This window comes from Streptomyces sp. NPDC050560 (assembly GCF_044457285.1).
GTDB lineage: Bacteria > Actinomycetota > Actinomycetes > Streptomycetales > Streptomycetaceae > Streptomyces.
Map to the genome: position 1 here is coordinate 94683 of NZ_JBITGT010000001.1, position 13670 is coordinate 108352.

The 13670-nt window shown below is 73.4% G+C and carries 12 protein-coding genes; 8 read left to right on the top strand and 4 right to left on the bottom strand.

Translation table 11 applies throughout. The features are described 5' to 3' along the window. The first annotated feature begins 123 nt into the window (after positions 1-123). Positions 124-948 (top strand): NAD(P)H-dependent oxidoreductase, encoded by an 825-nt coding sequence (locus tag ACIBIW_RS00450; protein ID WP_399330306.1) that lies wholly within the window; start codon positions 124-126, stop codon positions 946-948. A gap of 121 nt (positions 949-1069) precedes the next feature. Further along, positions 1070-2296: a LuxR C-terminal-related transcriptional regulator gene (locus ACIBIW_RS00455; protein WP_399330308.1), complete on the top strand. Its 1227-nt coding sequence runs from the start codon at positions 1070-1072 to the stop codon at positions 2294-2296. A gap of 45 nt (positions 2297-2341) precedes the next feature. Here the strand turns inward: ACIBIW_RS00455 and ACIBIW_RS00460 are convergent, their stop codons facing one another. Next, positions 2342-3739 (bottom strand): MFS transporter, encoded by a 1398-nt coding sequence (locus tag ACIBIW_RS00460; RefSeq protein WP_399330310.1) that lies wholly within the window; start codon positions 3737-3739, stop codon positions 2342-2344. A gap of 922 nt (positions 3740-4661) precedes the next feature. On the opposite strand from ACIBIW_RS00460, the gene cutA reads away from it, so the two are divergent. After that, positions 4662-4988: a divalent-cation tolerance protein CutA gene (cutA, locus tag ACIBIW_RS00465; protein WP_399330312.1), complete on the top strand. Its 327-nt coding sequence runs from the start codon at positions 4662-4664 to the stop codon at positions 4986-4988. On the opposite strand, the gene ACIBIW_RS00470 is transcribed toward cutA, so the two are convergent. After that, positions 4972-6303 (bottom strand): XRE family transcriptional regulator, encoded by a 1332-nt coding sequence (locus ACIBIW_RS00470; protein ID WP_399330313.1) that lies wholly within the window; start codon positions 6301-6303, stop codon positions 4972-4974. The two genes, cutA and ACIBIW_RS00470, sit on opposite strands and share 17 nt — an antisense overlap. A 156-nt stretch (positions 6304-6459) precedes the next feature. Here ACIBIW_RS00470 and ACIBIW_RS00475 point away from each other — a divergent pair, with 156 nt between their 5' ends. The 4 genes from ACIBIW_RS00475 to ACIBIW_RS00490 all read left to right on the top strand — a co-directional run bounded on the left by ACIBIW_RS00475 (position 6460) and on the right by ACIBIW_RS00490 (position 10914). Next, positions 6460-7149 (top strand): hypothetical protein, encoded by a 690-nt coding sequence (locus tag ACIBIW_RS00475; RefSeq protein ID WP_399330315.1) that lies wholly within the window; start codon positions 6460-6462, stop codon positions 7147-7149. Position 7150: 1 nt separating this feature from the next. Beyond that, complete coding sequence (locus ACIBIW_RS00480) at positions 7151-7789, top strand: hypothetical protein (RefSeq protein ID WP_399330317.1); 639 nt, start codon at positions 7151-7153, stop codon at positions 7787-7789. 84 nt (positions 7790-7873) lie between these two features. Then, a complete protein-coding gene (locus ACIBIW_RS00485) occupies positions 7874-8602 on the top strand; it encodes a DUF4232 domain-containing protein (protein WP_399330319.1) in 729 nt (242 codons plus the stop codon). 266 nt (positions 8603-8868) lie between these two features. After that, positions 8869-10914, top strand: a complete 2046-nt coding sequence (locus ACIBIW_RS00490; RefSeq protein ID WP_399330321.1) for a GTP-binding protein — start codon at positions 8869-8871, stop codon at positions 10912-10914. Positions 10915-10926: 12 nt separating this feature from the next. Here the strand turns inward: ACIBIW_RS00490 and ACIBIW_RS00495 are convergent, their stop codons facing one another. Together ACIBIW_RS00495 and ACIBIW_RS00500 are read right to left on the bottom strand one after the other, a co-directional pair. After that, entirely contained in the window at positions 10927-11625 is a 699-nt protein-coding gene (locus ACIBIW_RS00495; RefSeq protein WP_399330323.1) for a 4'-phosphopantetheinyl transferase family protein, read from the bottom strand. A 129-nt stretch (positions 11626-11754) separates the two neighbouring features. Next, positions 11755-12222, bottom strand: a complete 468-nt coding sequence (locus ACIBIW_RS00500; protein WP_399330325.1) for an SCP2 sterol-binding domain-containing protein — start codon at positions 12220-12222, stop codon at positions 11755-11757. Between the two features lie 447 nt (positions 12223-12669). Between ACIBIW_RS00500 and ACIBIW_RS00505 the strand changes: the two genes are divergently transcribed. After that, positions 12670-13665 (top strand): beta-galactosidase domain 4-containing protein, encoded by a 996-nt coding sequence (locus ACIBIW_RS00505; protein WP_399330327.1) that lies wholly within the window; start codon positions 12670-12672, stop codon positions 13663-13665. The last annotated feature ends 5 nt before the right edge of the window (positions 13666-13670 follow it).

Genomic DNA, 13670 nt, shown 5'->3' on the forward strand with positions numbered 1-13670 from the left:
ACGGTCAGGGATGCGTACGACCGGATGCGGCACGGGCGCACCCGGCGGACACAGGGGCCGCTGTGACTACCGTGAGGGGAAAGTACGAAAGCTGTCAGCAGTTTCGAGGAGAGGCCGGTCCTCATGCACGTGCTCTGGGTCTCCGCCCACCCCGACCCCCGCTCCCTGAACGGGGCGCTGCGCGACGAGGGCGTGCGCGCCCTGCGCGGCCTGGGCCACGAGGTCGAGGAGTCCGACCTGTACGCCCTGCGCTGGAACCCGGTGGTCGACCACGCCGACTTCGCCCATGACCCCGAGGAACGCCTCGACGTGCTGGAGGAGTCCGAGCGCGCGCTGCGCTCCGGCACCCTCAGCCCCGACATCCGCAGGGAGCAGGAGAAGCTGGACCGGGCCGACACCCTGGTCGTGCAGTTCCCGCTGTGGTGGTTCGGCATGCCCGCGATCCTCAAGGGCTGGTTCGACCGGCTGTTCGTGCAGGGCTACGCGCAGGGCGTACCGCACCCGGAGACCGGGCGCGCGATGCGCTACGGCGACGGGGGGCTCGCCGGGCGGCGGGCGTTCGTGGTGACGACGGTGGGCGCCAACGCCGCCACCACCGGGCCGCGCGGCATCCACGGCGACATCGACGAGGTGCTGTTCCCGCTGCTGCACGGCACCCTCTGGTACACCGGCATGCGGGTGGTGCCGCCGCTGGTGGTCAACGGCACCGTACGGCTCTCGGACGCCGAGTACGGGGCGGCGGTGGAGCGGCTGCGCGAGCGGCTGGCCGCGCTGCCCGACACCCCGCCGATCCCGTACCGCCGCCAGAACGGCGGCGACTACGACGAGCACCTGCTGCTGCGGCCGGAACTGGCGCCGGGCGAGGCGGGCATCGCCATCCACCGCACCGGCGCCGCCCCCGCCGAGGACTGCGAGCACACCGGCGGGACCGCGGAGGCGGAGCGGTAGGGCTCCCGCTTGGATCATGGCGGCGGGGAGCGGTAGCAGCGGGGGCTTTCCTGGGTAGACGTCAGGTTATGGGGCACTTCGCCCTGGATCACCGGATGAGTTCTGACTTAGGATCGCAAACATGGACATAACAGAACTGTTGTCGACGGCTCCTCTGGGCGAACTGGAGCGGTCCGTTTATCAGTTCGCGGTGCACCGTGTGTCCCTCGCCGAGTCGGACGTCCACGAACGCTGCGACGCGGGGCCCGAGGCGGTGGCGCGGGCGTTTCGCACCCTGCTCGCGCTCGGCCTGCTGCGCGAGCGCGACAGTGCCCCCGGCGTCTACACCGCGGTCTCCCCCGACAGCGCGGAACTCCAGCTCGTGGGCCCGGTGATGCGCAGGGTCGCCGACCTCCAGGGCGCCATGGGCCGCCTCAGGGACGAGTTCTCGGGGCTCGCCGAGGTGTACCGGGAGGGCATGGTGCACCGGATGCGCAGCGAGGGCGTCGAGATCATCCCCAACCTCGCCGACGTACGGGCGCGTCTCGACGAGCACGCGGTCACGGTGAAGCACGAGATCCGCACGTCCCAGCCGGGCGGCGCGCGCCCCGAGGAGGTGCTTGCGGAGGCGATGGGCCGCACCGAGGGGGCGCTCGCCCGGGGGGTGCTGATGCGCACGCTGTACCAGCACACCGCGCAGTTCAGCCAGGCCACGCTGGCGTTCGTGGAGCGGGTCACCGCCCAGGGCGCCGAGATCCGCACCCTGGGCGACGCGTTCTCACGGCTGATCGTCTTCGACCGTGACACCGCGTTCATCGGACTGCGCGACGACCCCAGGGGCGCGGCGCTCGTGCGGGACCCGAGCGTGGTGGCGTTCATGGTGGAGGCGTTCGACCGGGCATGGGTGCAGGCCAGGCCGTTCCCCTCCGCGGTCGGCCGCAAGGAGGCGGTTGCCGCGTCCGACGCGGTGAAGGCGGACATCGTCCGGATACTGCTCGCCGGTGAGGACGACAAGGCGATCGCACGCCGGATGGGGATGTCGGTGCGCACCTGTCAGCGGCACATCAACGAGGTGATGGCGCGCGCGGGCGCCCGCAACCGGGTCCAGGCCGGTTATCTGCTCGGCGCACCGCAGTTGCCCGGCGGCCCGCCCCCGTACGGCGGCTCGCCGCCTGCCGCGCCGCCGCGCGCCCCGCTGCCGTACCAGGAACCGCCGGGGGAAGCGGCGCGCGAGCACGCGCGGCACGGCCGGGGCGGCCAGTGGGGCCGCGACCCGGCGGCCGCCGGGGAGGGCGGTCCCGTGCCGCCGCAGGGCGGGCCTCCGGCCGCGGCGGGCGCGAGCGCGCCGCCGCGGCCTCCGGAGCGCTGAGCCGGACCGGCGCGGCGGCGGGACGGCCGCCGCCCGGACCCGCCGTCAGACGGTCATCTGCTGCGGCACGGGGTCCTCGCTGCCCGCGGCGTCGGCGCCGGGCGCGAACACCGGGGTGTCCGCCGCGAGCCGCCGCATCCGCACCGCGAGCACCGTGAGCGCGCCCAGGACGAGGGTGCCGAGGACGCCGATGAACAGGCCGAGCGGCACCCGGGGACCGAGGCTCGCCAGCAGCAGCCCGACGAGCGGGACCGGCGCGTAGTTCAGCATGAAGACGACGGAGACGATCCTGCCGAAGTCCTCGGGCGGCAGCAGCGCGATGCGCACCGTCCTGATGAAGACGGCGAACACCCCGTTGGCGGCGAGGAACACCACGACGAGCGCCGCGAACACCGGGAACGAGGTCATCGTGCTGAGCGCCGCGAACACGGTGCCCATCACCAGGGTCGCGGCCGAGCCGATCGCGACGAGCCCGAAGCGGCGGATCAGCCGGGGCACCACGACGAGCGCGGCCATCGCCACCAGGGCCGCCGCCGTGTAGACGGTGCCGAGGCTGTCCTCCGAGCCGCCGAACCCGCGCACCACGATGTCGGGCGCCGCGCCCTGCACGGTGCCGAGGAGCAGGTTGACGCACATGGTGGCGAGGACGACGTGCGCGAGCAGCGGGATCGCGACGATCCCCCGCAGCCCCGCCGCGACGTCCCTGGCGAGCCGGCGCAGCGGCGGCTCGGGCGCCCCTTCGGGCGCCGACTCCGCGCCGGGGCGCGCGGGTGCCTCGGACGGCGCGGGGGCCGCGGGCCCGCGCCCGGCGGCACGGGGCGCGGGCAGCCCGGCGGCGGCGCGCCGCGAGGCGGGCGGCACGCCGGGCGCCTTCGGCAGCGTCAGGGTGACCAGCATGCTCACGCCAAACAGCGCGGAGACGGTGAGCACCACCCAGACGGTGTCGAACAGCAGCAGCCCGCCGCCGAGTGCGGGGGCGGCCAGCATGGAGGACTGCTCGATGCCGCCGAGCACGCTCTGCACCCGGCTCATGGCGCCGGGCGGCACAAGACGCGCGGCCAGCTTGTCGCCCGCGATCAGGACCTGTTCGCAGGTGATCCCGGCGATCACGGCGAAGCCGATGAACGCGAGCCCCGCGAGGTCGGGGAAGGCGAGCGCGAGCGCGGCGGCGCCGCATCCTGCCATGCTCCGCAGCGCGTCGTTGAGCAGGTAGAACGTGCGGTCGTGCAGCCGGTCGGAGAGCAGTCCCCCGATCGGCAGCGCGAGGAGCCTGGGCGCCCACTGCGCGGTCAGCGCCAGGCTCGACCAGGCCAGGCTCCCGGTGAGGCGGTAGGTGAAGACGGGCACGAGGAACAGCAGCACCTGGTCCGAGACCCAGCCGATGCCTCGCAGTGCGTAGTAACGGGTCAGGGGTCCCGGCGGGCGGCCGGTGGTGTGGAGCATCGGCTCAGACCCCCTCGGCCGCGGCACGGGTCTCGGCCCCGGGAGGCGGGGCCGCGCCCTCGGCGGTGGGGTGCCGCCCCGGGGCGGCAAGGGGAGCGGGTGCGGGGTTCGGCATGGGACGTCTGCCTTTCGGGGGTGGTGTTTCCGGCGGGGGCGCCTGCGCCCCGTGGGCCGGAAAGGAACTGCCGTGCGGACGGCGGGGTCACGCGGGCCCGTGCGGTCGCGCCGGCTGCGGCGCTACGGGTGCGACGGGGTCGCACCGGGTATCGCGCGCCCGGGTCCCGGGCGGTGTGCGGCGGCGCGCCCCCAGGGCCTTTCAGGCCCCGCCCCCGCTACCGAAATACAAGGACCATCCCCCGTGATCCACTGGGAAAGCTCGGCGAAACCACCGGAATTCCCTGCACGTTCCGCTTGATGAGCCGATGTGGGCACTGCTCACCCCCGGGTCGAAGGAATCCTCGTGACCCATGATGTGGAGCACCCCCGGAGTGACCCGCACTAGCGCACACGTCGCCTTTTGCGACGACGAGAACAGTCGGCCACACGACTCCGGCAATTGCCCTATATGGAGCATTCGGGGCGCAGCAGCGGGCAACAGATGGTCATTTGATACGCCCGCCAACCCCCGGGAGGCGCATCCACGACGGGGGGGGCGCCGCCCCCTCTTTTCCTCGGGGTGGCGGGGCTGCCCGCGGGGGCGGCGCCGAGTACCGACGCGGGAGCCGCGTCACCACTTCACGAGGGCCGGGCCTCACCAGCCGACAGCGAGGCCCGCACCCTCCGGTGGCTCCCCGCAGGCCCCGACGCGCTCGGCCTTCGCCGCGATGACACCCCGATCGACGGCGACGACAAGCGACATGACACCACCTCAGGCCGCCGGACTCGCCCCCTCCGCAAGATGCGCGCGCGTTACGCTCCCCCCATGGCTGACTACGTGCAGGTATCGACGGCGACCGAGACCCGCGACCAGGCCGTCGCTCTGGCGCAATCCGCCGTCCGCGGTCACCTGGCGGCCGGCGCTCAGATCGTCGGGCCTGTCACCTCGGTCTTCTGGCACCAGGGCGAGTTCGGGGAGGGCGAGGAGTGGCAACTGCTGCTCAAGACCCGGGCCGACCGGTACCCCGCGCTTGAGGCCCACCTCGTGGAGCAGCACCCTTGGGCGAACCCGGAGGTCTGCGCGGTCCCCCTCCTTGCCGGAGCCGAGGGGTACCTGCGATGGGTCACGGAGACAGTCACGCCGAGCGAGTAACCCCGGCCCGCTCCAGCAATTCCCGGACAGCGGGCACCGAGCCGTGTGCGCCGAGCCGGTTCAGTACGGGAGCCAACCGTAGCTGGGGCCGCACAGAGGCGACGCCGACCGCCAGATCGAGGGCACGGCCCGCTACGGCCGCCGCCTGCTCCACCTCACCGGCCATGAGGTAACTGTCCGCGAGCCACGACAGATAGAGAGCCTTGTCCCGGGCATGACTGTCGTCGTAGTCGGCGAGCGCCCTTTCCAACACGGGAACAGCGCGAAGAGGACGCCGCAGTTCTGCCCAGCACCGACCCGCCATGATGTCGAGTTCCGTCGCATCGACCCACGAGGCCCAATCTGGCTCGGGACCTGTCGGCTTATCCCCAAGTGCTGCCACCGCCCCTGAGAGAGCCCGCTCCGTCTCACGTGCGCGCCCTGCCACGGCGCACGCCCACGCCTTACGTTCGAAGAGCAGCGCGCGTACCCCGGCCGGTGTATGAGGCGTGATGCTGTCACAGGAGCGAGTCGCGATCCCTACAGCCGACTCCCGATCCCCGGCACTGGCCTGGTAGGCGAGAAGCGCCAGGGCGTTTCCGATGAGATCGGCATCGCCCGCTTCGCACGCTGCGGCGTGGCTCTCCTTGTACAGACCCGCGGCGTCGCTGCTTCGCCCGCTGTCAGACGCGGCCCATCCGGCCTGCTGCGCCTGTTCGGCGAGGACGGTCAGAAGGGCCCGGCCAGTGTCATCTTTGTGCGTACAGGTCTTCAGGAGGGCCTTGGTCGACTGGTACTCGCTGAGATAGACACGATACGTGTCGCCGCCTCCAAGCACGTCGTCAAGGCGTCGGAGTCGTGCGGTGCGGGCACGGAGCCTGCGTACCTCATCGTCCGTGATCTGGTGGGAGTCGAGTGGTGCGGCAAGGGTCGGAAGGGACGCAGCCAACCCGTGGAGGACGGTTCGACGTTGCACGGCAGATCCATTCTGTGCGCTGGTGCTGGGTGCAGGCGTTTCGCTCCCTTCCCATGGGCGGGCAGCGAGCCCGATCATCCGTCCCGGAATGCGCAGTGCATCCGAAATCGCAACGATCTTGTCGAAGCTTGTGACCCGTCCCCTACCGCGAGCGAGCGTCCCCACGCGTTCCGGCTTGATACCCGTCTCGGCCGCGATCTTCGAATAGCTGATGCCTGCTCGACTGCGAGCCAGTCCGAATACCGCTCCGAAGTCGTGAGCCGCCAGGGCGGCTTGAAGGTCCGGATCACTGAGGAGACTCCGCGGTAGGGAAGTGGGCGGCTCATACTCGATCACACCAGCCTCTTCCTGTTCGTCCAAGACTCGGGCCTTCGTGCCTACAGAACCTACCCACGATGGGTATACCCCTGGGCTGGAAGCTGTGATGGTCCCCTCCCTCGACTCTGGTACTCGAGAGACTCCGGCGACCGCGCGACCGGTCCCCGGGCATGGCCGACTACGAAGGAGTCGACGGGGATGGACACTGCACACTGCCACCCGGATGAGCGAACGGAACCCGGCACGAGCGCCGCCGTGTCGGCGCCCGCGTACCGGACGGGCGCCGCGGCTTCCTGGCTTGCCCAGGCGCATCCGCGCCCGGCGGAGGTGTACGAGGCGTGGACACACCCCTACGGTGTGGCCGCCCTGCCGTGTAACGGCCCGTTCACCGCGGTGCGTCTGCCCGAGAACGTCGTGCGTGCCGCCGTCGACCGCGACGCCCCAGCCGTCGTCCACGCCCGCCTCGCCGAGATCCTGCACGGACCGGTCGTCCACGACCCGCAGCACCAGCGCTACTACGCGCTCGTCCCGGCCGGTGTCTCGAAAGGCTGGCGAGTGCCCGGAGTGGAATGCCTCGGCCCCCAGTACTACCTCGGCACGCCCAACCCCACCGCCATCCGCCCCTCGGGCATGAACGGCTATTGGGCGGTGCCGATGGACGGCCCCGGCCACCTGTGCGACCCGGTGGCGGTAGAGGAAGTGGCGAGGCTGGGGCGGGAGCGGGCCGCAGCCGGGGCGGTGCGCTGGTGCACCTGGTGCCACACGTGGGCCCATGGCACGGGGCTGGTGCGGATCGTCGAGCAGGGCTCGACCTTCGGCGGGGGCCTGTACGCCTGCGCCGACTGCCGCACGGCACACCGCCTGACGCCGCTGAGCGGAGGTGTGTGAGATGCCGGTGGACGACGGCCGCTCCGCGGCCGACTGGCTCGCCTCCGCGCACCCCCGCCCCGCCGAAGCACACCGGGCATGGAAACAACCGGGCGGCCTGGCCCCACTACCCTGCGGGGTGCTGTTCACCGCCGTACGCCTGCCCGCACTGCTCGTCCACGCCGCCACCGGGACCGACGACACAGACACCCTCCGCATCCGGCTCGGTGATTGTCTGGGCGGGCCGGTGATCCACGATCCGGCGCGCGCCCGCTACTACCCTCTCGTCCCCACGGACACCGCCAAATCCTGGCGCCACACGGTCGCGTACATCCGGTGCCTGGAACCCGAGCAGCACCTCAACATGCCAGCCCCCACCGCCACCCAGCCCACCGCACAGACCCCGTACTGGACCGTGCCCCCCGCGAAGCCACACAAGCTGTGCGACCCGGAAGCAGTGAAGGACCTGACCCGCCACGGTCAGCGGCAGGCGGCGGCACACGGCGCAGGCTGGTGCCACTGGCACGCGGGCTACGCCCCCGCCACCCGGCTCGTGACCGTCACCGGGACGTCGAGTCTGGACGCCGGAGGACGCTGGGCCTGCCCACCATGCCGCAGAGCCCACCGCCTCAAACCCTTCTACGACCGACGGCGAAACTGATGCGACCGCCGCTGCGCTCCATCAGGAGCCCGATGCGCCCCGGCCCCCCTGATTTACCGTGCGATCATGGGGAAACCGGATCGTATGACTCAGCGGATAGCGTCCCCAGAGAACGCGCCCCACGCGGGCGACTCCGTCCGGCGCATGCGGCGGCTGCCCGGCCGGCCCGGCCGCCATGTGCTGCTCGCGGCCGGGGTCGCGGCCGCCGCGCTTGCCCTGACGGCCTGCGGCGGCTCCGACTCGGACGCCGCGGGCGGCTCCTCGGACTCGCACGCGGCCCCGTCCGACACGGCCAAGGGATCGGACACCGGCGGCGGCACGTCGACCGGGTCCCAGCCCAAGTCGCGGTCGGGCGGCGGGGGTGGTGCCCCGTCGGCCGCCACCAGCGAGCAGGCCGCGAGCGGCTCCCGCTGCGCCGCGGGGGACCTCGGGCTGAAGCTCGGCCGCGCCGAGCCGGGCGCGGGCAACGTCTACTCCGTGCTCACCTTCACCAACAAGGGCTCCGCCCCGTGCGAGCTGCGCGGCTTTCCCGGGGTCTCGCTGCTGAAGGGCGACGGGAGCGCCATCGGCAAGCCCGCCGACCGGGAGGGCGGCACGGGTTCGGCGGTGACCCTGGACCCGGGCGACAGCTCGTACGTGGCGCTGCACACCGTCAACAAGGGCGTCAAGGGCGACAGTTGCTGGGACGAGCCCGACCGCATCAAGGTCTATCCCCCCGGCTCGAAGCAGTCCCTCACCGTGACCGGCGACCACCCCGTGGTGTGCGGCAACGAGTTCACCGTGACGACCGTCCGCGCCGGAAGCGAGCCGTGACCGCCACGCCGTGACGAGCACGCGGTGACGAGCGTGCGGTGACGAGCACGGTACGGCCCGGGAGCGAGTGGCGCGCCGCCCCGTGCCGCCGATATTCGGTTGCCGGGCCCGGGGAGGCGCTGCTCTACTTTCCGCGACCGCCGCCCGGGCCGTAGGCCCACGGGTGCCGCGGCGACAGCCAGTCCCCCAGCAGGAGGAGCGCGCGATGCGCCGAGCGTCAGAGTCCGCCCAGGTAGGAATGCCCCTCCGGCCAAAGGACCTGACGCTTGTCACGCTCGCTCAACCTCGGAATCCTCGCCCACGTCGACGCCGGTAAGACCAGCCTCACGGAGCGCCTGCTGCACCTCGCGGGCGTCATCCCGGCCGTCGGCAGCGTCGACGAGGGCAGCACCACCACCGACACCCTCGCGCTCGAACGCGAACGCGGCATCACCATCAGGTCCGCGGTCGTGTCCTTCGCCGTCGACGGTGTCACCGTCAACCTGATCGACACCCCGGGCCACTCGGACTTCATCGCCGAGGTCGAGCGGGTGCTCGACGTGCTCGACGGCGCCGTCCTCGTGGTGTCCGCCGTCGAGGGCGTGCAGGCGCAGACCCGCGTGCTGATGCGGACCCTGCGCAGGCTCGGCATCCCCACCCTGATCTTCGTCAACAAGATCGACCGGGGCGGCGCGGACCCCGGGCGCGTCCTCGGCGAGATCGCCACCGCTCTCACCCCCGCCGTCGTCGCGATGGGCGACACCGCGCGGACCGGCACCCGCCGCGCCACCGCGCGCCCGTACGGCCGGGACGACACGGAGTTCACCGGGCGCGTCACCGCACTGCTCGGAGAGCACGACGACGCCTTCCTCACCGCCTATGTGCTCGGCGAGACACCCCCGTACCCGCTGCTGCGCTCCGAACTCGCGCGGCACACCCGCCGGTTGACCGCTCACCCGGTGTTCTTCGGCTCGGCCGTCACGGGCGCGGGGGTGGACGCGCTGACCGCGGGGCTCACGGAGCTGCTGCCCACCGCGGGCGGCGCTCCCGACGCCGCCGCCTCCGGCACCGTCTTCAAGATCGAGCGCGGCCCCGCGGGCGAGAAGGTCGCGTACGTCCGCATGTTCTCCGGCACCGCGCGCATCCGCGCCCTGTTCCGCTACGGGCCGCCTGGCGAGCCCCGCGGGGAGGAGAAGATCACCGGTATCGGGGTATTCGAGCGGGGCGGCTGCGCACGGGCCGACGCGGTCCAGGCGGGCCGTATCGCCAGGGTCAGGGGCCTCGGCGGCACCCGCATCGGCGATCTGCTGTGGGCCGCGGGCGAAGGCGGCGCGCCGCAGCCACCGGAGCGGGGCGGCGGCGCGATCGCGGCGGCCCGCCGCGGCCACTTCTCGCCGCCCACGCTGGAGACGGTGGTGGTACCCGGGCGTGCCGCCGACCGCGGCAGGCTGTACGCGGCGCTCGCCGAGCTGGCGGAGCAGGACCCGCTGATCAACGTCCGCCGCGCCCCGGACGGCGAGATCTTCGTGTCGCTCTACGGGGAGGTGCAGAAGGAGGTCGTGCAGGCCACCCTGGCGGCCGACCACGGGGTCGCCGCCACCTTCAGGGAGAGCGTCGTCGTGCACGTCGAACGCCTCACGGGCACGGGCGAGGCCGCCGAGTTCAACGGCGCGGGCGGCAATCCGTTCCTCGCCACCGTGGGGCTGCGGGTGGAGCCCGGCGAGCCGGGCGGCGGGGTGCGCTTCCGGCTCGGCGTCGAACTCGGCTCCATGCCCTACGCGTTCTTCAAGGCGACCGAGGACACCGTGCGCGAGAGCCTGCAACAGGGCCTGTGCGGCTGGCGGGTGGTGGACTGCACCGTCACCATGACGCACTCCGGCTACTCCCCGCGCCAGAGCCACGCCCACGCCCGCTTCGACAAGAGCATGTCGAGCACCGGCGCCGACTTCCGGGGCCTGACGCCCCTGGTCCTTTTCGCCGCGCTGCGGCGCGCGGGCACCCGGGTCCACGAGCCGCTGCACCGCTTCTCGCTCGACGTCCCCGCGGACTGCCTCGACGCGGTGCTGCCGGTCCTCGCCAGGCTGCGGGCGCTGCCCGACAGCACCGTGGCGCGCGGCGCCTCGTACCAACTGGAGGGCGAGATCCCGGCGGCCAGGGTGCACGGGCTCCAGCGTCAACTGCCGTCGCTGACCAGGGGCGAGGGCGCCCTGGAGTACTCCTTCGACCACTACGCGCCGGTGTACGGAGCGCCGCCCGGCAGGGCCCGTACGGACGCCGACCCGCTGCGCCGCAGGGAGTACCTGCTGCGGGTGCTGCGCGGGGTGCGGGCGTGAGCGCGGCGGCGGTCAGCCGGCCGCCACCGCCACCGCGCCCGCGTACCCGGCGGGCACCGCCACGTCGTGGAGGGTCCAGCCGGGCAGGCCGCCCGCGGGCTCGGGGCCCGTGCCCACGTAGTCGAGGTTCGGGTCCCTGGACAAGCCGGTGCCGAGGCCCTTCAGATACGCCTCCTTGCGGGTCCAGGCGCGGGCGAAGGCGGCGGGGCGCCCGGCCCCGGGGAGCCGGGTGAGCTGGGCCGTCTCGTCGGGGTGCAGCACGCCCATGGTCTCGGTCACCACCTCGGACACCGGCAGCCGCTCGACGTCCGCGCCGACGGGCGTGGCGGCCAGCGCGATCAGCGCGAGCCCGCCGCCGTGCGACAGCGAGAAGTGCACGCCGCCCTCCGCCACCGCGGGGCGCCCATGGGGTCCGCCGCAGGTGGGGCACGTCTCCCTGACAAACTCAAGGCCCGCGGGGGTGCGTTCGAGATGGGCGCCGAGCACCCGGCGCAGCGCGATGTGCGCGCCCACGTAGGCGCGCCGGTCCTCGGGCCGCCGCAGCGCCGCCGCCCTTCGGCTCTCGATCGCGTCGAGGAGGGGCGGGGCCGCGGCGGGCGGGGCCGAGGTCCTGGTGTCCACCAGGTACAGCAGGGGCGGGCCCGGCGGCAGTGGCGCGCGGGGCACCTGGGGGTCGTCGGATTCCGGGTCGAGCTGCCGGGGCGTGATCACCCTGGGGAGGATATCGGGGGTCCCGGAGGTTTCGGGTCGTTTCCGGCGGGCCGGGGTTGCCGGGTGCTTTGCGATCGGTCCTGAGCGGTCTCGATCGGTTACGGGGGCGTGCGGCGGGGCGAGCGGGGGTCAGGGGCGGGGGATGGCGAAGTAGCGGGTGAGCGCCGCCGCCAGGGCCAGGTCGCCCGTCACCCGTACCCGGCGGCGCAGCAGGAGGGCGACCGGGGTGGCGTTGCCGGAGACCAGGCGGAGGAAGTCGGCGTCGCGCAGGGTGAAGGCGAGCCGGGGCTCCGCGTCGGAGCCGCCGCGGCGCACCGTGCAGGCGCCGTCCGCGATATGGGTCTCGTACACCGCACGGCGGCCGGGCGCACCGGTGATCTGCCAGCGCACGAGCGCCCGCAGCGACCCCGCGGCCTCCGGTCTGAACTGCCGACCCACCCGCCCGAAGACCTCGTCGAGTACGCGCTCACCGAGGGGCACGTCCGCGAACACCGCCCGCAGTTGCTCGCCCGACATCGCCTTCACCATCGCCGCGAAACGCTCCGGGGTGACGGTCGAGAAGTCGAGGCCCCGCAGCTCGCCGACCGGGTCGGTCATGCCCCACCTCCCTGGTGCGGCTCACCCTAACCCCGGCCGCGCGCCGCCCCGCCGCGACCCCGGGCCGCACAGGATCGCACACCGCGACCCCGCAAAACCACACACACCTCACCGCAATTATGCGCTCAGAAGGAGTAAATAATCGATCAAAGAGAGAAATACCGCGGCCGCATTCGCATTCCACGTACAGGAACGCCCTCCAGAAAACGCCGTAAACAGTCACCATCAGGGATGTAAAGGCCGCCTGGTGCCCGATGCCTTGTGCGCCACGCGTTTTCGTCCCATGCTGGCGTCTCCTGCCGCCTCCCCTCTCGGAGTCGTCGTATGGCCGCGCACCGCCCTGCCCCCCTCCCGGCCACCCCCACCGCCCGGGTCCGCGGGACCGGCGCCGCGGCCCCCGCGCTCCGGGGCCGGGCTCCCGTCCGGTTCGCCGACAGGAACGCCCCCATGGACACCAGGAAGGTCTACGAACCCGTCATCGTCACCGCGCCGCGCCCCGGCGAACCCACCGTCACGGTGCACAACAAGCACCTCTCCGACGGCCTCGGCGGCTACGAGCTGCGCTGGGCCGTGACGCTCGACGGCGAGCCCGTCGAGTCGGGCGCCCTGCCCGCGCCGTCGGCGCCGCCTGGCGGGCGGGCCGCGGTCGCGGTGCCCTGCCACCGGCCCGCCGAGCCGGTGCCGGGCGCCGAGTACCTGTTGACCGTCACCGCGGTGCTGCGCGAGAACACCTCCTGGGCGCGCGCGGGACACACCGTCACCACCGGGCAGTTCGCCCTCGGCTGGGACGCCCCGCCGCCCGCCGCGCCCGCGCCCCGCACACTGGCGCCGCTCACCCTCACCGAGACCGCGGGCACCGTCGGTGTCAGCGGCAGGGACGTGGACGTGGTCGTCGACCGCGCCACCGGCCGCCTGGACTCCTACCGGTACCGGGGGCGGCTGCTGCTGTCCGGGGCGCCGGGCGTCCCCGCGGGGCCCGTCTCGGTCGCGGCGGCGCAGCCCCTGCCCGGCGAGGTGGTCGTCGAGGTGTCCGCGCCGCCCGCCCGCGCCGGGGCGCCCCGTACGGCCACCGTCCTCACGGTGCGCGACGACGGCGAACTCGTCTTGCGGCACCCCGTGCCCGACGGCGCCCCGCCGCCCGCCGCGGTGCTGAGCCTGCCGCCGCAGTACGAGCACGCCGAGTGGTACGGCCGCGACGCCCGGGGCCTGCTGGGCCGCCACCGCGGCTGCCAGGGCGCGATGACGGACGTACGGTGGCTGGCGCTCACGGACGCGGAGGGCAGGGGCCTCACCGTGCGCGGCGCCCCGCACACCACGCTCCCCGGCGCGCAGGCACGGCGGCTGCGCCCGTCTCCGCGCGCCGCCGCCGAGGAGCGCGCGCCCCGCGCGGAGACCAGGCTCACGGTGCGCGCGGACACGTACCGGCTGCTGCCGCTCCTGTGACGGCG